This window comes from Acinetobacter sp. YH12100, from assembly GCF_013419135.1.
Classification (GTDB): Bacteria; Pseudomonadota; Gammaproteobacteria; order Pseudomonadales; family Moraxellaceae; genus Acinetobacter; species Acinetobacter pseudolwoffii.
In genome coordinates this window covers 1-23,288 of record NZ_VPAQ01000011.1, presented here as the reverse complement: position 1 = coordinate 23,288, position 23,288 = coordinate 1, and the positions used below count along the sequence as shown (strand labels likewise).

Sequence of the window (23,288 nt, the reverse complement as noted above, 5' to 3'; positions counted from 1 at the left end):
GCCTATGCATATTAATTTTCTTGATCTTTTCCAAAACATGCAGCATCAGCTTGAGCAACCTCAGGCGGTGCTGGATGAAAATCTTCTCATTGAACTGATTGAAAGAATCAGACCGGAAGACAGCAGAAATACCGAAGAAATCGAAGCAAAGTTCAATGCATTTATCCAAGCTTTATTATTGACGCCGAATGCAGTTTCAGCATTACAGACATTTACCCTGCGGATCATTAACCGTTATAAACAGACCAGTCTGTTTTCCGATACCGGTATTTTGTCTCTGGATGGTTTCTGGAATCAGCTCAATCAGCGTATTGGCGCGCATATCCTGCCAGTTATTCCGGATCATCAGCAATTACAAGAATTATTTCGCAAGGTTTTTTATCAGCCGACCGATAAATACTGGCTCGACTATTTTGATGAAGATGACTGGCAACGCTTATTTTCAGTTCTCAATCAGGGTCACTCCAATCAGCCTGAAAAGACCCGCATTAAAGATCAACTGATCAAGGCACTGACCATTTTGTCGTATCGGATCAGTGGTATTGGTCTGCATCCTGAATTTATTAATGCACAGCCGGAACTGATGGAATATGAATCTCCTTTTCTGGTGCAGAACCGTGAGATTAACGAATTTATTCAGGAATACAAAAAACGCTATAACACGGTCACGCTGGTCGATTCGATCACCCCGCCAGATGCTTCGCAAGCACTGGTGATGCTGGAACAGTGTCATGATGTCGTGGCAAAAATTCGCCGCTCTACCAAACGGATTGGGGTCAGCGTGAGTCTGACCTATATGCTGGCACTGCTGGAGCAGTGTCTGGAGCGGGTTGAAATCCTGCTCAACATGGTCATGGACGAGGATGACCTGCGCTACCAGTCCATCGGCCTGTTTATTGCAGATATCACTGAAGCGATTTATAGCGAACGCAGTGTACGTGCCCTGCTGGCGACCAATAGTGAACTCCTGGCCTTGCAGGTGACTGAGAATGCTAGTAAAACCGGCGAGCACTATGTCAGTACTGACAAAAAAGGCTTTCTGGCCATGTACAAATCGGCCGCCGGTGCAGGTGCCATTATCGCAACAATGGCCACCCTGAAAATCCTGATGACACGCCTGAGCATGGCGCCTCTCATGCAGGCCTTTAGCTATAGCATGAATTATTCGCTGGGTTTTATGCTGATCCATGTGCTGCATTTTACCGTGGCGACCAAACAGCCAGCGATGACAGCCGCTGCACTGGCGGCCACAGTCCAGCAACGCAAAGGCTCAAAAATGGCGCAAATTGCCGAGCTGGCCGCGCTGATTGTGAATATTATCCGTACCCAGTTTGTGGCAATTCTGGGCAATATTTCGATTGCCATTCCGGTGGCGGCATTGATTACCTTAATGTGGGACGTTGCTCTGCATGAACCCTTAATGAATCATGCCAAGGCAACCAAAACCTTACATGACCTGAATCCCTTTACCTCTTTGGCGATTCCGCATGCTGCGATTGCCGGGGTATGTCTGTTCCTGTCCGGGTTATTGGCCGGTTATTTTGACAATATGGCCGTCTACCGCAAGGTAGGCCCCCGCCTGAAAGCCCATATACGTTTATCGCAATTGATGGGACAGGAACGGTTGTACCGGTTTGCAGATTATATTGAACGTAATCTGGGAGCGCTGGCAGGTAATTTCATGTTTGGCATCATGCTCGGCAGTATGGGCACCATTGGTTTTATTCTGGGGTTGCCGCTCGATATCCGGCATATTGCCTTTGCATCGGCCAACTTTATTCAGGGCCTGATCAATATTAATGGCCCTGATATTGGCTTGATTGTGGTGTCTTTCCTCGGTGTGTTGTTGATTGGCCTGACCAACTTATTTGTCAGTTTCAGTTTGACCATTATTGTGGCCTTGCGTGCACGACGGGTGCGTTTTGAACAGTGGAAACCGTTGGCAAAACTGGTCATGACTCACTTCCTGACCCGGCCAAGTGATTTCTTCTGGCCCCCCAAGCAAAGCATTGAAATTGACGAAAATCATACATCGACGAAATCTTAAAACTGCGACAATTACAGTATATTTAGCAACAAATTCCTTACTAAAAAAATGGAATTCGCATAAAATACGCACACTTGAAAAAAAGTGTACTGACAAGTACACTTCTACTCCAGACAATTAACCGATCTGCGAACGGTTAAAGGGACAAGGATTTTTGGCATGCATTACTTGTTACTTTTTGTCGGTATTTTATTTTTAATTTTCAGTGTGTTCATCCTGAATATCCCTGCTTTAAGCAAGCTTGATTTGCACGCAGTGGAAAGGATGAGTCTGTATCGCACCGAGTTTTGGAATCGAATTACTCTGTCCTTATCAGTGATAGGTGGCATGCCATTTGTATTATTTTTATCCACACTATGGTGTATTGCCTTGCTGTGGTATAAAAAGCATACAAGCGTAATTTTTATATGTATCGGAATTATCGGAGGAATACTCCTAGCTTGGCTGTTAAAGTTTGCAATTGCCCGACCCCGACCACCAGAGTCCTTGCATCTGGTTGAAAGTTTTGGAAGTTCCTTTCCAAGTGCGCATAGTCTGTATGCGGCATGTCTGGCTTGTCTGGCAATTTACATGTATCGGCAACATTCTCGCTTTACCATCATCATGATCGGTGCAGGCTTATGGATGCTGATGATGGGGATTTCAAGAGTTTATCTAGGCGTACATTTTCCTTCAGATGTCATATCCGGCTGGAGTATCAGTTTTATTTGGATTTCGTTGTGGTATATGGTCTGGATCAGATATTGCGCGGCGCACAAATAAGAAAATTTAGATAAAGATCTAATAGAGGTGAAACAATGATGTCTGCAAAGCTTTGGGCACCTGCCCTGACTGCTTGCGCATTAGCAACAAGTCTTGCACTTGTTGGTTGTAGCAAAGATCCAAAAGAGGGCCAGCAAGCTGGTGCTCAACAACAGATGCCACCGACTGAAGTCGGTGTTCTTGTTGCACAACCACAAAGTGTAGAGCAGTCTGTAGAGCTCTCGGGTCGTACAACAGCATTTGAAATTTCAGAAGTACGTCCGCAAGCCAGTGGTGTGGTGCTTAAACGCTTGTTCACTGAAGGCAGTTATGTGCGTGAAGGTCAGGCTCTGTACGAAATCGATTCAAGCACCAACCGTGCGACCGTGGATAATGCTCGTGCAGCAATTGCCCGTGCTGAAGCCAATCTGGGTGTATTACGTGTGAAGGAAGGCCGTTACCGCCAGCTGGTTGGAACCAATGCCATTTCTAAACAAGAATATGATGACATCGTGGCACAGGTCAAACTGGCTGAAGCCGATCTGAATGCCAACCGTGCCACCTTGCGTAATGCCGAAATTAACTTGGGCTATTCGACTGTACGTGCACCGATCTCGGGCCAGACCAACCGTTCGTCTGTCACTGCGGGTGCATTAGTGACGGCGAATCAACCAGAGCCATTGGTTACCATTCAGCGTTTAGATCCAATTTATGTGGATATCAACCAGTCCAGTGCTGAGCTTTTACGTTTACGTCAGCAGCTCAACAAAGGCGATTTGAATAGCTCAAACAACACTAAAGTGAAGTTAAAGCTTGAAGATGGCAGCATCTACCCGATTGAAGGCCGTCTTGCATTTTCGGATGCCAGCGTAAATCCGGAAACAGGTACGGTGACTTTACGTGCGGTATTCCCGAACAAAAACCATTTACTCCTGCCAGGTATGTTTGCGACTGCGCAAATCGTACAGGGTGAAGTGCCCAATGCCTTCCTGATCCCACAAGCGGCGTTGACCCGTACTCCAACAGGTCAGGCAATGGCGATGCTGGTCGGTGCTGATGGTAAAGTAGCACCACGTCCAGTCACGACCACCGGCTCTCAAGGCAACAACTGGATTGTGACTGAAGGTCTGAATCCAGGTGATAAAGTGATTGTGGACGGGATTGCAAAAGTGAAACCTGAACAGCAAGTTGTAGCTAAACCTTATCAACCTCAAGCTGCTGCGCCACAAGGTGCTGCACCGCAACAGCCTGCAGCAAGCGAGAAAAAGGCAGATGATGCAAAGAAAGAACAACCTGAACAAAAACCTGCTGCAAATGCATAAGGAGTAATGGTTCATGGCTCAATTCTTTATTCATCGCCCGATTTTTGCATGGGTGATTGCATTGGTTATCATGCTGGCCGGTATTTTAACCATCAGCAAAATGCCAATTGCACAATATCCAACGATTGCTCCGCCAACCGTGACCATTTCTGCGACTTATCCAGGTGCATCTGCTGAAACTGTTGAAAATACAGTCACCCAGATCATCGAGCAGCAGATGAACGGTATGGATGGCTTACGTTATATCTCGTCTAACAGCGCGGGTAACGGTTCTTCTTCTATTTCCTTGAACTTTGACCAGGGTGTTGATCCTGATATCGCACAGGTTCAGGTTCAGAACAAATTACAGTCTGCCACTGCACTTCTTCCCGAAGATGTACAGCGTCAGGGTGTGCGTGTCACCAAATCCGGTGCCAGCTTCCTTCAGGTATTGGCTTTCTATTCACCTGATGGCAGCCTGACCGCCGATGACATCAAAGACTATGTCAACTCGAATATTTCTGAACCTTTAAGCCGTGTGGCCGGGGTTGGTGAAGTTCAGGTCTTTGGTGGCTCTTATGCGATGCGCATCTGGCTAGATCCGGCCAAAATGGCTAGCCTGCAAGTAACACCGAGCGATATTGCGACTGCAATTCGCACCCAGAACGCACAGGTTGCGGTGGGTCAGCTTGGTGGTGCTCCTGCAGTTGAAGGTCAAGTGCTGAATGCGACCGTAACGGCTCAAAGCCTGTTACAAACTCCGGAACAGTTCAGCAATATCTTCCTGAAAAACACCACTTCGGGCGCGCAAGTTCGTCTGGGTGATGTGGCACGGGTGGAACTCGGTGCAGATAACTATCAGTTTGATTCGAAATTTAATGGCAAACCGGCTGGTGGTGTGGCAATTAAACTTGCCACAGGTGCTAACGCGCTTGATACAGCAAAAGCGGTTGAAGAACGCTTAGAACAGTTACGTCCGAACTATCCGCAAGGCATGGTCGATCAACTGGCCTTTGATACAACACCATTTATTGAACTGTCGATTAAGAGTGTGGTTAAGACCCTGATCGAAGCGATTATTCTGGTGTTCCTGGTCATGTTCTTGTTCTTGCAGAACTGGCGTGCCACGATTATTCCAACCATGGCTGTTCCAGTGGTGGTATTGGGCACCTTTGCGGTCATTAACGTTTTTGGCTTCTCGATCAACACCCTGACCATGTTTGCCATGGTACTGGCGATCGGTCTTCTGGTCGATGATGCGATTGTTGTAGTCGAGAACGTAGAACGGGTCATGGTGGAAGAGCATCTGGATCCGGTGTCTGCAACTGAAAAATCGATGAGACAGATTTCCGGCGCACTGATTGGTATTACCTCGGTGCTGTCTGCAGTATTCGTTCCAATGGCCTTCTTCGGTGGAACCACCGGCGTCATTTATCGTCAGTTCTCGATTACGCTGGTCACGGCAATGATCCTGTCACTGATTGTCGCCTTGACCTTTACCCCTGCCCTGTGTGCGACCCTGCTCAAACAGCATGATCCAAACAAGCCGGAAAGCAATGGTATCTTTGCGCGTTTCTTCCGCTGGTTTAACAGCAGCTTTGACAAGGTGTCTGTGAAATATCAGGGCGGCGTGAATCGCATGACCCACAGTAAGATTTTCTCAGGTATCGTGTATGCGGTGGTACTGGGTATTATTGTGCTGTTGTTCCAGAAACTGCCGTCTTCATTCTTGCCGGATGAAGACCAGGGTGTGGTCATGGCACTGGTTCAGTTACCACCAAATGCAACTCTGGAACGTACCGACAAGGTGGTCAATACCATGACCAACTATTTCCTGGAAAACGAGAAAGATCATGTCGAGTCAGTCTTTAGTGTGGCGGGTTTCTCCTTTACCGGTGTGGGTCAAAACGCAGGTCTGGCCTTTATTAAACTGAGAGACTGGTCAGAACGTACTAGTCCGGAATCTCAAGTCGGTGCCATTATCCAGCGTGGTATGGCACTAAACATGATTGTTAAAGATGCGTCTTACATCATGCCACTGCAATTACCTGCAATGCCTGAACTGGGTGTGTCGGCTGGCTTTAACTTACAGCTTAAGGCGGCAGGTGGTCAAAGTCATGACCAGCTTCTGGCAGCACGTAATGCGGTTCTGGGCCTGGCAGCACAAGACTCGCGTCTGGCAGGTGTGCGTCCAAATGGTCAGGAAGATAATCCACAGTACCGTGTCATTGTTGATCATGCACAAGCCGGTGCACTGGGTGTCAGCGTTGCCGAAATTAACAGTACTATGGGTATTGCTTGGGGCGGTTCGTACATCAATGACTTCATTGATCGCGGTCGGGTCAAGAAGGTATATGTTCAGGGTGAAGCTGGCTCACGTATGATGCCGGAAGATCTGGACCAGTGGTATGTGCGTAATAATCGCGGTGAAATGGTGCCTTTCTCGGCCTTTGCCACAGGCGAATGGACCTATGGTTCACCACGTCTTGAACGTTATAACGGCGTATCGTCGATGAACATTCAAGGTACACCGGCTCCGGGAATTAGTTCGGGTGATGCCATGGTAGCCATGGAAGAAATTGCGGCGAAGTTACCAGAAATGGGCTTAACCGGCTTTGACTTCGAATGGACCGGTCTGTCTTTGGAAGAGCGTGAATCTGGTGCACAGGCGCCGTTCCTGTATGCCCTGTCACTCCTGATCGTATTCCTGTGTCTGGCAGCCCTGTATGAAAGCTGGTCGATTCCGTTCTCGGTTCTGCTGGTGGTGCCATTGGGTATCGTCGGTGCATTGCTCATGACTTATGGCGGGATGGTGCTGCTGCAAAATCCGAACCTGTCGAATAACATTTACTTCCAGGTGGCGATCATTGCCGTGATTGGTCTTTCTGCGAAAAATGCGATCTTGATCGTGGAATTTGCGAAAGAGCTACAAGAGCAAGGTGAAGATTTATTCGAAGCAACCTTGCATGCGGCGAAAATGCGTTTACGTCCAATTATCATGACCACTTTGGCCTTTGGTTTTGGTGTATTGCCGCTTGCCCTGGCTTCAGGTGCAGGTGCAGGTAGTCAGCACTCAGTCGGTTATGGTGTACTTGGTGGCGTGATCAGCTCGACCTTGTTAGGTATCTTCTTTATCCCGGTATTCTACGTGTGGATTCGAAGTATCTTTAAATACAAACCAAAACAACAAAATCAGGAGTATAAGTCGTAATGCAAAATGTATGGTCTATTACAGGTCGTAGCATTGCGGTATCTGCCCTTGCGCTTGCTTTGACAGCCTGTCAAAGCATGCGTGGTCCAGAGCCGGTTGCACAGGCAAATATCCCGAGCAGCTATACCAATGCGTCTGGTACTTCTGTAGCAGAACAAGGTTATAAAAACTTTTTTGCCGATCAGCGCCTGTTACAGGTGCTCGATCTGGCATTAAACAATAACCGTGATCTGCGCACTGCTGCCCTGAATATTCAACGCGCCCAGCAACAGTATCAGATTACTGAAAACAATCAGTTACCGACCATTGGTGCCAGTGGCAGCGTGTTACGTCAAGACACGGGCAGTAGCAATCCTCAAAGCCGCGGTGCTGTAACCACCTATAATGTAGGTCTGGGTGTAACCGCATTTGAGCTGGACTTTTGGGGGCGTGTACGTAGCTTAAGTGACAATGCACTGGATAACTTCCTGGCGACTCAAAGTGCGCGAGATGCGACGCAAATTGCACTGATTGGTCAGGTGTCTCAAGCCTGGCTCAGCTATTCATTTGCCAATGCCAATCTGGCTTTGGCTGAACAAACGCTAAAAGCACAGCTTGAATCGTTTAACCTGAACAAGAAACGTTTTGATGTCGGGATCGACAGCGAACTTCCTGTGCGTCAGGCCCAGATTTCCGTCGAAACGGCACGCAATGATGTCGCGAATTACCGCACTCAGGTGGCACAGGCACAAAACCTGTTAAACCTGCTGGTCGGTCAGCAAGTGCCTGCGACTTTATTGCCGGCACAACGCGTAACCCGCATCACATCCAATACGGCACTGGGTGCAGGCTTGCCAAGTGATCTGCTGATTAACCGTCCAGATGTACGCGCTGCCGAGTATCGTCTGTCTGCAGCGGGTGCCAATATTGCAGCAGCACGCGCACGCCTGTTCCCGACCATCAGTTTGACCGGTTCAGCAGGTTATGCATCGACCGATTTAGGCGATCTGTTTAAATCAGGCAGTTTTGGCTGGTCCTTTGGCCCAAGTCTGGATATTCCAATTTTCGATTGGGGTACCCGTCAGGCCAATATCCAGATTTCTGAAACCGATCAGCAAATTGCATTATCAGATTACGAAAAGTCGATTCAAGCCGCTTTTCGTGAAGTAAATGATGCGCTAGCAGTTCGCCAAAACATTGGTGATCGAATTGCTGCACAGCGCCGTCTGGTAGAAGCCACCAATACCACCTATCGCCTGTCGCAGGCACGTTTTCGCGCCGGGATTGACAGCTATCTGACGGTACTGGATGCACAGCGTGCCTCTTATGCCGCAGAACAAGGCTTGCTCTTGCTTGAACAGGCCAACTTGAACAATCAGGTTGAAGTCTACAAGACCCTCGGCGGAGGCTTAAAAGTCAATACCACGGATACCCTGCCGAATCAGCCGTCCGTGACTGAACAACGCCGCGCAGCAGAACAGCAGGCGAAATAGATTTAAAATAGAAAAAGAAAAGCTCACTTCGGTGGGCTTTTTTATTGCATTTTCAAGGCAGTTTTCCTATTGTCATAGACCAGCAATTTATTTAGAAAACATACGCATGTTACTTAGCAATCTGGAATCTGTACCGGGACATACTATTCGCCAACAAATTGATGTGGTTTATGGCAGTACGGTACGCAGCAAACATGTCGGGCGTGATTTACTCGCTGGCCTGAAAAATATTGTCGGGGGTGAGCTTACTGCTTATACCGAGCTGCTGGAAGAATCCCGTCAGGAAGCGATGAACCGGATGGTTGAAAAAGCCCGTAGCATGGGTGCCAATGCGATTGTCGGTATTCGTTTCTCGACCTCCAATATTGCCCAAGGCGCCTCTGAACTGTTTGTCTATGGAACGGCGGTCATTGTTGATCCAGTCATGCCAAAATTACCCGACCCTTTTCCACAGGCAGAATAATTCATGGACGGTTTAATTTTTCAGATCGTCATTTTTGTCATTCTGTTTAGCGTCGGTTTTGGCTTTGGTCGTTATAATGAACGCAAACATTTTCGTTATCTAGACGAACAGGAACAACGACTGGCTTATATCCAGGTCAACAACAGCCGCTTTATCTTATCTGAACATTCCGGACAGATGATCAGCAGTAATGTGGTCATTTCCCATGATTATTTTAAATACGCAATTGCCAATGTGCAGAACATGTTGGGAGGTCGTTTGACCAGCTATGAAAGCGTGGTAGAGCGGGCACGGCGTGAGGCGATTGTACGTTTAAAACTTGAAGCTGAAAGAATCGGAGCCACCCAGATTATGGGGATTCGGCTGAGCACTACGGAACTGGGCATGCAAGGCGGTATGGTCGAAGTCTTTGCTTATGGCACTGCAATTCAGCAATCTGTTTCACCAATCAAAAATATCTATACAAACAATAGCATGCAGATGGTTAGCTCATGTTGCGCAGTACGCGCAGATAATTACTGAATGTGGATCAACTCGCTTATCGACTGGGGATGCAATATCATAGAAGAAGTGATTAAGCTCAAAGTTAGCGGCATAAATACAAATAATATGATGCCGTTTCTTCAGTCGATCAAACGGCACTCAATCCCACCTGTATTGCCTTATTATTTTTCTACGTCTTAAGCCGCATTGCTTAGAGAACGGCAGCAAGCTAAATGGCTATACATTGCCGAATTGACCGCCACCACCCAGCTTAAAAGTGCCCTTTTTAAATATTGGTGAACGAGATGGGTGCACTAATTCAGGCTGTTAGGCTCTTGCGTAATTCATCTTCAACGATACTGAGTTCAATTTCACTAAATTTACGAATCTCGCCTTCTGCATGCTTTTCCAGCATACCGCCGAGCAACGGCACTTTGACCTTTACTGTCCAGTTAAGCTGAAACTGGATCTGGTCTTCATCTCCAGTGACTGCACGCTGACAGGTCGCCTCGATCGGTAAATTTGCCCCGAGTTGTACCGTCGATGTCATTTGATTCAGATCGCTGATATCGGTACGCTGCAAACGGAATGCATCCTTGAGTAATTTTTTTGCCATATCCGGGATGTTGACATCCAGATTATAGGCACGTTTCAAGGTATACATATGCCCCTGCTTTTCCGAGACCAGAATTTCTAAATTTTGCGCAGGAATTCGATGACAGACTGCCTCATGCAAACGAATATCATTGGCCAGCCGTTTAAATTCATCAATAGACACGCCATTGATAATTGCTTTCACAGTGAACTGATGTGCCATGCTATTTTTCCTTATTTTTATTGCATTATTCGCTTAGGTCACTCCGGACTATCGCAAATAAAACCAAACACAGAGATGATTCTGCAATTTATATCAACTTTATAGCATCTGTCATTATTCTTTTATCGGGAAATAGCGGCAATTCGGTCAATCTTTGCAAGATAGTTTTGCAGACAACTGTGTCTGGCCACAACTGATCTGTAGCTGCGCTGTGGCATAGTCAATCACGACATGAAATTCATCGGCGCCATCGTCTAGACCGGACACATACCATGTGGTGCCGTTTGGAAAATCCCGCAGCCAGTCTGCTTTATAAAAGTCTGAAACCGAATCAAACTGCACATACAGTTCAGGTTGCGCTTCGATCTTCATTGCCAGAGCCATAAACTTCTGTAATTGCGTCTGCTGAAAATCAATAATCATACTATTTTTCCCTGTTTAGACATGATGATAGCGCAGCGATCTTCATATATGTTTAAAGGGTTCTTCTCGCTATACGACTGCCGAGTTTTGACATCTGGCCCATTATTGGATTAAACATAAGCTAGCGCACAAAAAACAAGATCTCATCCAATATAACGAAGGATATACTCATGGTGCAGGGAAAAATGCAGGTAGAAAGTGTCCAGTTTCTGGCAGAAGATGGTTATAGCTTAAGTGGCAAACTCTACCGTACACCGTCTGTGGCGAAGGCCAATATTGTCGTTGCCTGTGCGACGGGAGTACCGCAAGCGTTTTATCGCCGTTTTGCAGAATATGCAACTCATGCCGGTTTTCAGATGCTGACCTTCGATTATCGAGGGGTGCCGCTTCCGCACCGAAACAGCTCAAAGGCTTTAAAATGTCTTATCTGGACTGGGGAGAATATGACCTGAGTGCGGCAATTGAATATTTGGGCCGGACAGAACTGGATATTTATATGATTGGCCATTCCTATGGAGGTCAGGCATTAGGTCTGTGTAAACATCATGACCGCATCGAAGCGATGTACTGTTATGGCACAGGCGCCGGCTGGCCTGGTTATATGCCGCTCAAGGAAAAAATCAAGGTTCAGATGATCTGGAATATTGTTTTCCCTCCACTCGTAGCAATCACCGGCTATTTGCCATGGAGCAAATTTAACATGGGTGCAGACTTGCCACGTGATGTCTATCGTCAGTGGCGTAAGTGGTGCAAATATCCGACCTATTTCTTTGCCGATCCGGATTTGAAAGACTTACACATACGTTATGCTGCGGTAAGTACTCCGATTTATGCGGTTGCTGCTCTCGATGATGCCTGGGCCCTGCCTAATTCCAGACATGCTTTTATGCAATATTACCGTCAGGCAAACGTGCATTATATTGATCTTAAAGCTGAAGATTATGGTTTAAAGGACATTGGTCATATGGGCTATTTCCGTCAGGGGGCAGAAAAAATCTGGCAAGATGCCTTAAATACCTTTTCCGAATTACATCGGCTTAAATATGCAGCCTGATGTTTAACGCCTATCATCACTTACAAGCTTCCTGAGCAGAGAGTATCAAGCACAATCTGACTGTAAAAGATCGGTACGAATTTCCTGACGATGCTCTTGGCCAAAACGGTCGACATGCGTATAAAACACGCCATAGCGGCCGACATAATATTCCAGTGACTGATGGTAAAAATTCCAGAAAATCGACCACTCCCCTAAATCCATCTGACGAATTTGTGTACTGCTTTGCATAGGCATTTTTTGCAAGATTTCCTGCTGTAACTGCTCTGCCTGTGCCCTGTCCTGAATAGCTACATGACGCTGAAAAAACAGCTGAGCCACATCATCAAACAGTTCCAGTTCATAAGCATCAACCAGATGCACCTGTTCCTCATGCGTAGTCATGACATGTTCTGAAATACTGGCAATTTGTTCAGGTTTTTCTGCACGCTGCGCAGAGAGATAAGACTGGGTTTTATAAATTTTCCGCCCCACGATCCAGGCGGCATTGAACAGCAAAAAAATACACAGCAAGAGCAACAATTTAAACATAGTAGATCATCTCGTGTGGCTGATTTTATTTTTATTACCGAGCACTTCATATTCATTTGAATAATGGCCTAACACCTAGCATACGTCTATTTTTTAGACAGTGCAAACTCCTGCACTATTTCGATGATGGCATCCTTGACTCGATTTTATGGGGATTTAAAGTAAGCAGGCGATTCTAGTAAAGCTTGCTGTAAATTTGAGCACCCGCTCCTGAGAAGCGTTGATTCTAGAAAATCAGATAAACAAAACCGACAGATCAGCAACATAAGTTATCTTCACCTACTGGTTTTTAAGAAAATCCTCTCAAAAAACTACAAGATTGTTATTTTGTTTCAACCTGCATTTCTCTTCCAATGAAGCCTTCCTGTAAATGTTCGAGAAAATGAATAACATGGTGATTCGTGAAGGGAAGATTCAGGATATACCTCAAATTATTCAGGTGATTCATGACAGTATTCAATCTTGTGTTTTAGATCATCAACGTGAGGACAGTCGCATCCAAAGCTGGCTGGAAAAATTTGATCACGCCAGCCTGATTGTCGATATGCTTTATAACGATTGTTGGGTTTGCCTTGTGCACGACAAAGTAGTCGGGTTTTTATTGGTCAGTGATACTGGAGAAATCCGGATGCATTATGTCGCCCCACATTGCCAGAGGCTTGGATTTGGCACCAAATTATTTAATCAAATGCATGCAGCATTAGTAGAGAAAAAAATCTATCAGATTGCAGTCAAGTCGACTCAAACAGCCCTCAGCTATTATCAGCGATGTGGATTTGATTCCAGCCCTGCACATTCACAAGATGATGGATCATATCTGTATAAATACGTTTTTTAATCCGCGCCCTGCTCAAAGTTTAATTGATCACGCCCGGTGTGTTTGGCCAGATACAGCTGCACATCTGCAGCTTTCATCAAGGCATGAATATCGGCATATTGATGTTGTGGGCTTATCCAAGCCGCGCCCACACTGACCGTGATCCAGGCTTTGCCATCCGGCCGGTTTAGATGTTCAAATTGTTGTTCCCGAATCTGCTGAATGACACGTTCCAGATATTGCAGGGCAACCTGAATCGGTATATCACCAAGCAGAATGGCAAATTCCTCCCCGCCATAACGCGCCAGATAACCCGATTGAGGCAAGCTGGCCTGAATCACCTTAACCAGGTTTTGTAGAATCTCATCACCCTTTAAATGGCCATAATGATCATTATAATTTTTAAAATAATCAACATCCAGCATGGCAAAAAGCAGTGTGGCATGTGAATGTTGCTGGCTTTGCAAAAACTTCTGCTGGATTTCACTATTTAAAGCACGCCGGTTAAAAGCACCGGTCAGCGCATCAATCTTCATCTGATGTTCCAGTTTGGCATTCAGTTGATGCAGTTGCTGGGTACGTTCTTTGACTTTTTGATCAAGCGAACTGTTGAGCTCGATGAGGTTAAAATTTAGCTGTTCCGTCTGATAAGTTTGATGCGCATAGTGTCTAGACTGCTGAAACATAATCAACAAGGCATATAAACTGGTGGAAATGAAAGACAAATGTGTGGTTTGAATGACATTAATCAGCAAGAGATAGTCATTTAAAAATGTCAGACACAAGAAAATAATGGCAAACAGATTCAGGCGTGAATACGGTTGCTTATCACGTAGGGTCTGATAAAACCCGTACATGAAATTCCCAATAATCACCAGACCATAAATCGCACTATAGAGCGCAAGACGTTCAAATAACTCTGGGGTAGAAAATAGCGTCACACTGATATTCAAAATCAATAAGACGATCGCAATATAATAAATCAGCGGTTTTAAATAGCGCTGATTAAACAGATGCATATAACTGAGGAAAAACAATACCGCCAGAAACGTAAACAGATACTCTAAACGTGTTCCCCATAACCAGTCGATATTGGTAAATACCGAATAGGCATAGGGCGCTGAAAACATATTATGCAGGGCCAGAAAGATAATAAAACAGCCAAACACAAAAATGCTTTTGCTATTACGCTCTTTCGATCCTCGAAATATTGAAAACAGGATATTGAAAACACCCACCCCGAGTACTGCGCCACAGGCCATGGCAATACTCATCATCAACTGCTGGAATTGACGATTGACTGTACCTGCGACCCCAATCTGCATTGGGCGTTCCAGCCCTCCATGCAAATGAGTGTAATTCGAGGCCTGAATGCTTAAGGTAATGTATTCACTGTCTGCAACGAAATAGCCAATCCGGGGGGCTTTTTCAGTGATCTGCTGTTCAGGTGTTTTACTGATTTGCCCAAGCCGGACAATAAACTCGCCATTTACATAGACCCGATAAGCGCCATATTGAGCAGGAATCCGAATGGCAATCCGGCGTCCGATAAATTCTTTAGGAATTTTATAATGGCTAATAAATGTGCCATAACCAATATTTGAGTTGGTCAGTATTTTAAAAGAAGCCGGCAATTCCACTGTTTTTGATAACAGTACGGAACTTGGCTGGACAATAAACTGGCTCGGATAAAATAACCATTTCCCCTGCAAAGGGCTGCTGCTGTGTTCGCTAAAATGAATTTCAGAGATATGATCACGGAACTGCTGCTGCACCCCGGGGGATGTGGCAGCGATCTGGGCAGATACTGAAGTGCTCATCAAGATGCCCCAGCTTATGGCCCAAACCCACATTACAAAATAGACATTCCTTATCACGTTTTGCAAAGACAGTAGTTTCCTGAAAAAGAGCTTTATTCTTCTTATAATCTACTTGGAATATCAGGGAGTTCAAATATTTTTTTGTAGTTTATCGGAAGAAGCCCCCAATACTGAGACTTCTCCCGATCAGCATTCACTCATGATACTGAATGAATCTTATTTCAATGAATTAATCACGTGTTTTTACATCAAACAGTTCAATTTCAAAAATCAGGTCTGAATTGGCTGGAATCACTTTGCCCATTTTACGTTCACCATAGGCCAAATGTGCCGGCACCAGCAGTTTACGTTTACCGCCCACTTTCATGCCCAAAATGCCCTGATCCCAACCTTTGATCACACGGCCTGTTCCGATCACGGTTTCAAAATAATTACCGCGATCAATCGATGAATCAAACTTGGTTCCATCTTCTAGCCAGCCGGTATAGTGTGTGGTAATCAGCGCGCCTTTTACCGCCTCTTTCCCTTCGCCTACTTTTAAATCAATAATTTCAAGTTCGTTAATCATACTTATTTACCTGAGATTGGCATAAATTCAAAAACCAGTATAAACCGGATTGATTGATTTTTTTAGGCTTTAGTCCTTGATGGATTAAAAGCTGAGTTCCTGAATATTCTGATCATTGAGTAAATGCAGGGTGAGTTTTTGATGGTTTTTGGCCGATCCCATCAGCACCCATCTTCCGCTAATCTGCTGCTCAACCTTGCGCTGTGAAGAATGCATGACTTTTAGCTTATATTGTTTGAAAAGCGATTCATAATGGTTGAGCTCATGTTTCTCAAAAGGACAGACAATTTCGTAATTACGTTCCTGATTCAGCGACTCGATCCCGCGCTGTACATACATCAGTAGAACCAGTACCACCATGACCATTAAAGTGGCCCAGATACTCAGGATTTCATAACCCGCACCGGCTGCCATGCCCAGTGCTGCGGTCATCCAGATGGTGGTGGCCGTGGTAATTCCTGAAATACGGTTCTCATCTTTGAGAATGACCCCTGCCCCTAAAAAGCCTAGCCCCGTCAGGACATTGGCCGCCAGCCGGTCAGGATTTTCCACGCCTATTTTCAGGGAAATGATAGTAAACAGACAGGAGCTGAGACTGACCATGATCATGGTACGCAGTCCGGCAGATTTACTGTGATATTCACGTTCTGCACCAATAATGGCTCCGATCGCGACGGCCAGCAGTAAATCATAAAGTTCATGGTACATGACATAACCCTGAGTATTTTTATCCCTCAGGTATACGCAATTTAAGCGACAGGATACAAGTCCAGACGTGCATCCTTATGCGTCCTTATTGTAACTGTTCCCACTCGACCAGCACCTGCCCCTGATCGCCAATCAGAGTCCATTCACCATCCATCACATTGAGCTGTAACTGCATGGTGCGTGCACATAATTGTGGCAATGCATCGGTGGTTGTAGTCGATAATTTCCACACCTCCACATTCTTTAACGTCTTTAATTTGCTGCTGCGCTTATACCATTCATCTACCGCAGAACCATAGGTCACCACAGCCACTTGCTTACAGCGCGCACTGGCTTTTTTGACTTTATCTTCATCCGGGCTACCGACTTCAATCCATTTCACCAATTGACCAGTGAGGTCTTTTTCCCACAAGGCCGGCTCATCGGTTTCAAACAGATCCTTGGTAAATTCCAGCGCTTCATCGGCATAACGCGCATACGCCAGAATACGCACCATCAGGCGTTCAATAGTTTCTGAAGGATGCAGCGCCATCGTCAACTGATAATCTGCATAACGGTGCGTATCCATATCTGCAATATTCAAATCAACCTTATAAATCGTCGCTTTTAACGCCATAACACAATCCTCAAATTTGGCGCCTAGCATATAAGATTTAGCAGTATTTTGCTGAACAGATTTAGACTAATAACTCATTCAGTGCACTGGAAACAGTACTATTATTTTTCCGGATCAATACGGCATTGCATCAACGCGCTTTCAAACGCCAGCCAATCCCGTGACTGTTGATAAATCACTTCGATCCGGTTATCAATACCTGCCTCGACCGACTGATAATTAAACTGCTCCGGATTGAAATTAAAGCTTTTCCAGCCCTGATCGGTATTAAAAATTCCTTTGATTCTGAGCCAGTCTTTTTGTTCACACAGCAAGTCGAGCAAATCATAAAAATGAAATTGCCAGCGTTTTGGCAACTTCCAGCCCGCAACCTGATAGCCCTGCGCGCTTTCCACATAATGATAAGGCAGCTGCTGAATCAGCACGGGTACCTCTGGGGAATGATTGATCTGTTGCTGTTTTAATAAAGGCTGGAGCTGACGTACAGAACCTTGATAATCCTGTTTAATCTGCTCAATGCTCAGCTGTCCCTGCTCTGTGCACAACCACTGCTGGGCATAGACTTGATATTCCGCCTGCAATTGCGTAAGCGCAGCATGATCTTCGGCTGTCATTAAATCTGTATGGGAAATCACCACAATATGCGCGGCCTTAAGCTGATCTGCATACAGATTTTGCTGTGACCAATCCTGATCATGCAAACGTGAACCATCAACCACAGTGACCAAAGCCTGCATGTTTAAATGACTGTGCCAATGCGGTTCCGTCAACTGTTCTAACAATTGTGCAGGATGTCCCAGCCCGGTCGGCTCGATAAACAGCCGATCCGGTTTCACTTCGGACAGTAAACGTGACAAGGCAATCTGCATCGGCAACTGACTACTACAACATAGGCAGCCACCCAGTAATTCCTTTACCGCATAGCCTGAATCTTGTGGTAATAACTGCTGGTCGACCCCGATCTGACCGAACTCATTCATCAGTACGGCCCAGATTTCCTGTTCAGGTTTCTGCTGTAATAAATGTTTAAGCAGTGTGGTTTTACCCGCCCCCAAAAATCCAGAAATGATATGGACAGGAATCGGCTGTGCTGCGGACAGAATTTTCAAAATTGGTTCTCAAGAAATTAAATAGACAAGATCATGCCCTGTATTATAGGACACAGCATGGTTGTAGAGACATTTTCTTGCTCAATGGCGACTTGAAACCATCAGTTTATAAGTTAAGCGAATTATCCCAAATAGAGAATCCTGATGTTTATTCATATTTAAAATTCAGCTTTTTGAAACATTCATATACATTTTCATTAAATAGAACACTGCATAATTAACAGTAATTAAACAACTTTCTGCATTGTGTATATGCTGAGTTATTCACTCCGTGTCGCTTTTGTTAATTGATTTGCTCATCAAAATTTCAGTGCTTAGGATGAACTCCTGTCGAATTGATGTGATGGTCAGCTCGGCAAATTATATGACATAAATAAAGGATGCCAAAAATGAAATATGCACAAATCTTACTTGCAACAACGCTTACTGCTGCTGCAGCCACTAGCTTTGCCGCGACTGAAACAACAAATGCAAATACAAACACTGAAGAAAAAGTGATTGTCAGTACCCAGGAATTGCCTGAGTCAAATGCTCCGGTTGCTGGCGCAAATGCAGAACAACCAGCTGCATCTGAAGCTGCAGCAGAAAGCGCAACACCTGCACAACCTGCAGCACGTTAAGTGATTTAACGACGGGTTAAATGATCAAAGAAAATATCAGGGCAGTATTTCTCCAGTAGGCTTAGCCTGTACTGCCTCATATTGATCGATGCTGAATCATGCTTGCTGCGGGTTCAGCATTTTTATTGACTAGATTTAAATGCCCATCATAGTTAAAACTGATCACAGGATTGAGAATGACTATTGAATTATTTTAAATTTATCATTTAAATTCAGTTATTTGCATAAGAAAAAGCCACTTAAGATTAATATTATTGATATAGCTCAACTACTATCGCCTAACTTGTTTACAACTCAGAACTGTCCCTTAATAGATTGAAATGCAAGTCGATTGAATGGACATTCACTATGAGCAATACCAATTACAGCACTGATGTAGCAATCCTCGGCGCTGGGCCTGTAGGCTTAACCATTGCCAACTATCTGAGCAAGCAAGGCGTGAGCGTCACGATGGTCGAGCAACTCGATAGTTTGATTGATTATCCACGTGCCATTGGGATCGATGATGAATCTTTGCGTACCATTCAATCCTTAGGTTTGGTCGATCAAGTCTTGCCCCATACCACGCCCAATCATGCCATGCGCTTTTTAACACCTAAGGGTCGCTGTTTTGCAGATATTCAACCTTTAACCCGTGAATTTGGATTTTCACGCCGTAATGCCTTTATTCAGCCACAAGTCGATCAGATTCTGCTTCAGGGCTTAAAACAATATGAAAATACGCAGGTACTGTTCTCACGTCAATTGACCCAGTTTAGTCAGGATGCCGAGGGTGTAACACTTAACCTGCAAAACGAACAAGGGAATACAGAAACAGTCCGTGCCCAGTACCTGATTGCCTGTGATGGCGGTAACTCTTATGTACGCCGTAATCTGGGCATTGCTTTTGAGGGTGAAACTGCACCAAATCAGTGGATCGTAATCGATCTTGAAAATGATCCGCTTGCGACACCGCATATTTACCTGTGTTGTGATCCGGTACGTCCTTATGTATCCGCCGCATTGCCCCATGGAATTCGCCGTTTTGAATTTATGGTCATGCCGGGTGAAACTCAGGAAGAACTCAGCAAACCGGAAAATATTGCCAAATTACTGGCCAAAGTGCTTCCAAGTACCGACGGCATCGAAGTGATCCGTCAGCGTGTTTATACGCATAATGCCCGTATTGCGGACAAATTCCGGGTAGACCGCATTTTACTGGCAGGTGATGCTGCGCACATTATGCCCGTCTGGCAAGGTCAGGGTTATAACAGCGGGATGCGGGATGCCTTTAACCTGGCCTGGAAAGTCGCACTGGTGGTTCAAGGCAAAACCGGCCCAGAACTTCTGGATTCTTATCAGGTTGAACGTAAAGACCATGCCAAAGCCATGATTGATCTGTCCGTGATGGCCGGTCATGTATTGGCACCACCGAAAAAGTGGCAAGGTTTTGTCCGTGACGGTATCGCCTATGCCCTGAACTATATCAAGCCGATCAAACAGTACCTGCTGGAAATGCGCTTTAAACCGATGCCGAAATATCATGATGGTGTGCTTTTGAGCAACGGCGCCAAAAACTCTCCAATTGGCAAGATGTTCATTCAGCCTCAAGTTCAGCTTGCATCAGGTGAAACAGTGTTACTGGATGAAGTCATCGGCAATGATTTTGCCATTATTGCCTGGGGTGTCGATCCAAAATGGGGCCTGAGTCCAGAGACACTGCAACAGTGGAAAACCCTCGGTGTGAAATTTATTCAGGTCATTCCGGCAGTGCAGTTACAAAATACCCAGCGCCAACAGTTTGAAGATGTCATCACCATTGGTGATAGCGGCACAGAAATTCGCTCCTGGTTTGGCAATACTTCCGATTCAGTGGTGATCTTGCGTCCTGACCGTTTTGTGGCCGCACTGGCCATTCCACAATCACTGGAAAACACCAGTCAGCAACTGTTTAAAAAACTGTACCTGAAATAATTTTAAGGTCATTTTTTACCACGCTTCGGCGTGGTTTTTTATTGTGATGAGATATCCAGATCAAGTGATACAGAGCGATGAACTAAACTCGATAGTCTTGAAACCACGGCATGTCTTTCAGGGAATCACGAGAGGCCATCTGCTGCAAATAGGGTCTGAACTCGTCAAATGGCGGTAAAATTTTTGCAGAGATCGCAAAGACTAAACAATAAGCCGCATATAAGTCTGCTGCGGAAAATTCTTCACCCAGCAAATAGGGATTGGCCTGGCTTATGCCCTGTTTCAGAAAATCAAATACGGCTGCTTCATTCCCGAAACTTAAACTTCTGCGGTTCTGTTCAATATTTTCTGGCGAGACCTGCAAATTTTTTAGATCGATATATTCGGTGAAGGGCCCATGACAGAACAATATCCATTTTAAATATGCCCCACGCTTGGGTTCATCCAAAGCAGGTGCCAAGCCTTGGTCAGAATACTTATCTGCCAGATAGATAAAAATGGCGGCCATTTCTGAAATGACAATCTCCTGATCGACCAGACAGGGAACTTTTCCCATCGGATTAATCTGTAAATATTCAGCTTGATGCATATATTCATAGGACACTTCCACCTGCTCAATCTGGTCTTCAATCTGCAATTCTTTCAATAAGGGCAACAGGGTCAGGCCCCGTAATTGCGGATTGTTATAGAGCTTCATCATATTGCTTTAACCATTTTTTATTTTTAGAGCTTCAGTATAAAACGGTTTTCTGTGTCAATTTACACAGATGTGCTACAGATCATTTCTGTCGCACAGCTTTTAAAATATAGGCAGACCAAAGATGCAAATCTTAAAAAAGATCGACACAAAACTTTTCTTTTAAGACTTTTAAAATCAGATCAATCACCACATGTTTTTGGTCTTTACGATAATTGGCATATAGCCCAATCATGGGCAAAGGTTCAAGGGTCTTTTTCACTACAATATTGTCGCCGAGTAATGGAATCACATAGGCTGGTACCAGACTCCAGCCCACGCCCATTCCGACCAGATTGACATTGAGCAGGATATTGGTGGAATGCTGCACCACATTGACCTTCAATTTAGACTGTTTAAAAAAGTCTTGAATAATTCGATGCAGTTGTGGTGAAGCCTGCTCATCACTAATGACAAAATCCTGATTTTCAAAGCTCTTAATACTGACATGTGGCAGGGTCACAACCGGAGAATCTTTCGGCACAATCAGGGTTAAAGGTTCATCAAAAATCCGGATCGAATCAAACTCGCTCGACTGTCCCGGATAGCGGGTAAAAGCAATATCGATCTGGCCTTTTCTTAAAGCACTAAACTGCTCAGCGTCGGTCAAACTATGAAATAGTGCTTTCAGTTCAGGAAAATGTGCGCGGATATTGGGCATGATATAGGGAAAGACTTTCATTTCCGCAACCGGTACAAATCCGATATTCAGCTGATCCTGATGTGCATTGGCAATCTGTCTGGCAGCGTGGATCGCACGTTCTGCATGTTCCAGACTGAGCAACGCTTCTTTTAAAAAAACCTGTCCGGCCTCGGTCAGGTTGACCTTACGGTTATTTCGCTCCAGTAACTGTACGCCTACCTCACGCTCCAGATCCTTGATTTGCTGACTTAAGGAAGGCTGTACAGTATTCAATTTTTCCGCAGCCCGGGTAAAATTCAGTTCCTCGGCCACAGTGACAAAATAACGTAAATGTCTTAATTCCATTTTATGCTTCCTGATTTTCCGGTGCGTGTGTTGGTCTTTTGGCCACATACTGACGATAAACCAATATCGTCACAATGACGAGTGCAGCACTCGACACATACATCGCTTCAAAGCCCCAATAGGCAATCAATAGGCCCATCACCACGGAACCTACCGCCAAACCCAGATCAAACAGGGTAAAGAAGGTTGAAATCGCATGTCCCATACGCTGCTTATCGACAGATTGAATTGCGAGTGTCTGCAGACATGGAAATAATGAACCATAACCGATCCCCACAAAGACTGCTGATAACCACAGCGTCCATTGATTGGATATCAGACTCACCATGACTAGGCCAATCGCAAAGAAAATAAAGGAAGGATAAATGACAGCACTTGGCCCCTTACGATCATAGATTTTCCCGACCCACGGCCGTACCAACAGCATCGAAGCCGCAAATACAATAAAAAATACGCTGGTATAAGCCAAAAGCTGCTTGCTTTCACTAAATGCCGTGATAAAACTCATGATGCCCGAATAAGCAAACGCCGTCAGCAACGCCACACAGCTTACCGCCAGGACTTTCACTTCCAATATATCTTGTAGACTCAATTTGGTTTTTTCTGTGCCGATCCGCCTTGATTTTGGCAGTTCGGTAATTTTCAGCATCCAGCAGAAAATCAGTCCCAGAGAAATAATAATATAGGACTTACGCACTATTATTTATAGATTCTCTGTGGTAGCAGATGATTTTTATCGAGAATAAAGTCATCAATGAAGTTTTTGATAACTGGTCTAAATAATTTCTTCTGCCAACGATATACATTTTC

General features: G+C 45.1%; 20 protein-coding genes and 3 pseudogenes. 11 read left to right on the top strand and 12 right to left on the bottom strand.

The window, feature by feature from the left end; all coding sequences use genetic code 11:
• The first annotated feature begins 4 nt into the window (after positions 1-4).
• The 7 genes from FTU40_RS08915 to FTU40_RS08885 all read left to right on the top strand — a co-directional run bounded on the left by FTU40_RS08915 (position 5) and on the right by FTU40_RS08885 (position 9,757).
• Positions 5-2,047, top strand: a complete 2,043-nt coding sequence (locus FTU40_RS08915) for a site-specific recombinase (protein ID WP_034608441.1) — start codon at positions 5-7, stop codon at positions 2,045-2,047.
• A gap of 159 nt (positions 2,048-2,206) precedes the next feature.
• Positions 2,207-2,809 carry a phosphatase PAP2 family protein gene (locus FTU40_RS08910; RefSeq protein ID WP_074383416.1) on the top strand — a complete coding sequence of 201 codons (603 nt, stop codon included), beginning with the start codon at positions 2,207-2,209 and terminating at the stop codon, positions 2,807-2,809.
• A gap of 35 nt (positions 2,810-2,844) precedes the next feature.
• Complete coding sequence (locus FTU40_RS08905) at positions 2,845-4,110, top strand: efflux RND transporter periplasmic adaptor subunit (RefSeq protein ID WP_034608437.1); 1,266 nt, start codon at positions 2,845-2,847, stop codon at positions 4,108-4,110.
• A 13-nt stretch (positions 4,111-4,123) separates the two neighbouring features.
• Complete coding sequence (locus tag FTU40_RS08900; RefSeq protein WP_005169787.1) at positions 4,124-7,300, top strand: efflux RND transporter permease subunit; 3,177 nt, start codon at positions 4,124-4,126, stop codon at positions 7,298-7,300.
• Complete coding sequence (gene adeK / locus FTU40_RS08895; protein ID WP_005097784.1) at positions 7,300-8,772, top strand: multidrug efflux RND transporter AdeIJK outer membrane channel subunit AdeK; 1,473 nt, start codon at positions 7,300-7,302, stop codon at positions 8,770-8,772. Before FTU40_RS08900 ends, adeK begins: the two co-directional genes overlap by 1 nt.
• A 106-nt stretch (positions 8,773-8,878) precedes the next feature.
• On the top strand, positions 8,879-9,235 hold the full coding sequence (locus tag FTU40_RS08890; RefSeq protein WP_005097785.1) for a YbjQ family protein: 357 nt from the start codon (positions 8,879-8,881) through the stop codon (positions 9,233-9,235).
• A 3-nt stretch (positions 9,236-9,238) separates the two neighbouring features.
• Complete coding sequence (locus FTU40_RS08885; RefSeq protein ID WP_005097787.1) at positions 9,239-9,757, top strand: YbjQ family protein; 519 nt, start codon at positions 9,239-9,241, stop codon at positions 9,755-9,757.
• 280 nt (positions 9,758-10,037) lie between these two features.
• Here FTU40_RS08885 and FTU40_RS08880 read toward each other — a convergent pair whose 3' ends face one another.
• Both FTU40_RS08880 and FTU40_RS08875 read right to left on the bottom strand, forming a co-directional pair.
• On the bottom strand, positions 10,038-10,535 hold the full coding sequence (locus tag FTU40_RS08880) for a DUF2505 family protein (protein ID WP_005097789.1): 498 nt from the start codon (positions 10,533-10,535) through the stop codon (positions 10,038-10,040).
• A gap of 147 nt (positions 10,536-10,682) precedes the next feature.
• On the bottom strand, positions 10,683-10,958 hold the full coding sequence (locus tag FTU40_RS08875; protein WP_100357877.1) for a hypothetical protein: 276 nt from the start codon (positions 10,956-10,958) through the stop codon (positions 10,683-10,685).
• 170 nt (positions 10,959-11,128) lie between these two features.
• Here FTU40_RS08875 and FTU40_RS08870 point away from each other — a divergent pair.
• Positions 11,129-12,012 (top strand): annotated as a pseudogene (locus FTU40_RS08870) (alpha/beta fold hydrolase).
• Between the two features lie 45 nt (positions 12,013-12,057).
• Here FTU40_RS08870 and FTU40_RS08865 read toward each other — a convergent pair.
• Positions 12,058-12,543: a hypothetical protein gene (locus tag FTU40_RS08865; RefSeq protein ID WP_005169777.1), complete on the bottom strand. Its 486-nt coding sequence runs from the start codon at positions 12,541-12,543 to the stop codon at positions 12,058-12,060.
• Between the two features lie 370 nt (positions 12,544-12,913).
• On the opposite strand from FTU40_RS08865, the gene FTU40_RS08860 reads away from it, so the two are divergent.
• Complete coding sequence (locus tag FTU40_RS08860) at positions 12,914-13,381, top strand: GNAT family N-acetyltransferase (protein WP_005097793.1); 468 nt, start codon at positions 12,914-12,916, stop codon at positions 13,379-13,381.
• Here the strand turns inward: FTU40_RS08860 and FTU40_RS08855 are convergent.
• The 5 genes from FTU40_RS08855 to FTU40_RS08835 form a co-directional block, all read right to left on the bottom strand.
• Positions 13,378-15,180 carry a diguanylate cyclase gene (locus FTU40_RS08855; protein ID WP_180001665.1) on the bottom strand — a complete coding sequence of 601 codons (1,803 nt, stop codon included), beginning with the start codon at positions 15,178-15,180 and terminating at the stop codon, positions 13,378-13,380. The genes FTU40_RS08860 and FTU40_RS08855 overlap by 4 nt on opposite strands.
• Positions 15,181-15,409: 229 nt before the next feature.
• Positions 15,410-15,748 (bottom strand): FKBP-type peptidyl-prolyl cis-trans isomerase, encoded by a 339-nt coding sequence (locus FTU40_RS08850; RefSeq protein WP_005097798.1) that lies wholly within the window; start codon positions 15,746-15,748, stop codon positions 15,410-15,412.
• 84 nt (positions 15,749-15,832) lie between these two features.
• Positions 15,833-16,456, bottom strand: a complete 624-nt coding sequence (locus FTU40_RS08845; RefSeq protein WP_005097799.1) for an MgtC/SapB family protein — start codon at positions 16,454-16,456, stop codon at positions 15,833-15,835.
• 85 nt (positions 16,457-16,541) lie between these two features.
• Positions 16,542-17,072: a YaeQ family protein gene (locus FTU40_RS08840; protein ID WP_005169770.1), complete on the bottom strand. Its 531-nt coding sequence runs from the start codon at positions 17,070-17,072 to the stop codon at positions 16,542-16,544.
• A 101-nt stretch (positions 17,073-17,173) separates the two neighbouring features.
• Complete coding sequence (locus tag FTU40_RS08835; protein WP_180040580.1) at positions 17,174-18,181, bottom strand: GTP-binding protein; 1,008 nt, start codon at positions 18,179-18,181, stop codon at positions 17,174-17,176.
• Positions 18,182-18,570: 389 nt separating this feature from the next.
• On the opposite strand from FTU40_RS08835, the gene FTU40_RS08830 reads away from it, so the two are divergent.
• Both FTU40_RS08830 and FTU40_RS08825 read left to right on the top strand, forming a co-directional pair.
• Positions 18,571-18,801 carry a hypothetical protein gene (locus FTU40_RS08830; RefSeq protein ID WP_005097806.1) on the top strand — a complete coding sequence of 77 codons (231 nt, stop codon included), beginning with the start codon at positions 18,571-18,573 and terminating at the stop codon, positions 18,799-18,801.
• A 348-nt stretch (positions 18,802-19,149) separates the two neighbouring features.
• Positions 19,150-20,754: a bifunctional 3-(3-hydroxy-phenyl)propionate/3-hydroxycinnamic acid hydroxylase gene (locus FTU40_RS08825; protein WP_180040578.1), complete on the top strand. Its 1,605-nt coding sequence runs from the start codon at positions 19,150-19,152 to the stop codon at positions 20,752-20,754.
• A gap of 82 nt (positions 20,755-20,836) precedes the next feature.
• On the opposite strand, the gene FTU40_RS08820 is transcribed toward FTU40_RS08825, so the two are convergent.
• The 4 genes and pseudogenes from FTU40_RS08820 to FTU40_RS08805 all read right to left on the bottom strand — a co-directional run.
• Positions 20,837-21,451 carry a glutathione S-transferase family protein gene (locus FTU40_RS08820; protein WP_180040631.1) on the bottom strand — a complete coding sequence of 205 codons (615 nt, stop codon included), beginning with the start codon at positions 21,449-21,451 and terminating at the stop codon, positions 20,837-20,839.
• 133 nt (positions 21,452-21,584) lie between these two features.
• Entirely contained in the window at positions 21,585-22,478 is an 894-nt protein-coding gene (locus FTU40_RS08815) for a LysR substrate-binding domain-containing protein (protein WP_180040576.1), read from the bottom strand.
• Position 22,479: 1 nt separating this feature from the next.
• Positions 22,480-23,160 (bottom strand): annotated as a pseudogene (locus FTU40_RS08810) (MFS transporter); the annotation flags it as partial.
• A gap of 17 nt (positions 23,161-23,177) precedes the next feature.
• Positions 23,178-23,288: pseudogene (locus tag FTU40_RS08805) on the bottom strand (IS701 family transposase); the annotation flags it as partial.

Coding starts and splice junctions, on each gene's coding strand:
- FTU40_RS08845 (WP_005097799.1), bottom strand. CDS start 16,456: ATGTACCATGAACTTTATGATTTACTGCTGGCCGTCGCGATCGGAGCC.
- FTU40_RS08820 (WP_180040631.1), bottom strand. CDS start 21,451: ATGAAGCTCTATAACAATCCGCAATTACGGGGCCTGACCCTGTTGCCC.
- FTU40_RS08875 (WP_100357877.1), bottom strand. CDS start 10,958: ATGATTATTGATTTTCAGCAGACGCAATTACAGAAGTTTATGGCTCTG.
- FTU40_RS08815 (WP_180040576.1), bottom strand. CDS start 22,478: ATGGAATTAAGACATTTACGTTATTTTGTCACTGTGGCCGAGGAACTG.
- FTU40_RS08915 (WP_034608441.1), top strand. CDS start 5: ATGCATATTAATTTTCTTGATCTTTTCCAAAACATGCAGCATCAGCTT.
- FTU40_RS08900 (WP_005169787.1), top strand. CDS start 4,124: ATGGCTCAATTCTTTATTCATCGCCCGATTTTTGCATGGGTGATTGCA.
- FTU40_RS08850 (WP_005097798.1), bottom strand. CDS start 15,748: ATGATTAACGAACTTGAAATTATTGATTTAAAAGTAGGCGAAGGGAAA.
- FTU40_RS08840 (WP_005169770.1), bottom strand. CDS start 17,072: ATGGCGTTAAAAGCGACGATTTATAAGGTTGATTTGAATATTGCAGAT.
- FTU40_RS08830 (WP_005097806.1), top strand. CDS start 18,571: ATGAAATATGCACAAATCTTACTTGCAACAACGCTTACTGCTGCTGCA.
- adeK (WP_005097784.1), top strand. CDS start 7,300: ATGCAAAATGTATGGTCTATTACAGGTCGTAGCATTGCGGTATCTGCC.
- FTU40_RS08880 (WP_005097789.1), bottom strand. CDS start 10,535: ATGGCACATCAGTTCACTGTGAAAGCAATTATCAATGGCGTGTCTATT.
- FTU40_RS08825 (WP_180040578.1), top strand. CDS start 19,150: ATGAGCAATACCAATTACAGCACTGATGTAGCAATCCTCGGCGCTGGG.
- FTU40_RS08860 (WP_005097793.1), top strand. CDS start 12,914: ATGTTCGAGAAAATGAATAACATGGTGATTCGTGAAGGGAAGATTCAG.
- FTU40_RS08865 (WP_005169777.1), bottom strand. CDS start 12,543: ATGTTTAAATTGTTGCTCTTGCTGTGTATTTTTTTGCTGTTCAATGCC.
- FTU40_RS08910 (WP_074383416.1), top strand. CDS start 2,207: ATGCATTACTTGTTACTTTTTGTCGGTATTTTATTTTTAATTTTCAGT.
- FTU40_RS08890 (WP_005097785.1), top strand. CDS start 8,879: ATGTTACTTAGCAATCTGGAATCTGTACCGGGACATACTATTCGCCAA.
- FTU40_RS08855 (WP_180001665.1), bottom strand. CDS start 15,180: ATGAGCACTTCAGTATCTGCCCAGATCGCTGCCACATCCCCCGGGGTG.
- FTU40_RS08905 (WP_034608437.1), top strand. CDS start 2,845: ATGATGTCTGCAAAGCTTTGGGCACCTGCCCTGACTGCTTGCGCATTA.
- FTU40_RS08885 (WP_005097787.1), top strand. CDS start 9,239: ATGGACGGTTTAATTTTTCAGATCGTCATTTTTGTCATTCTGTTTAGC.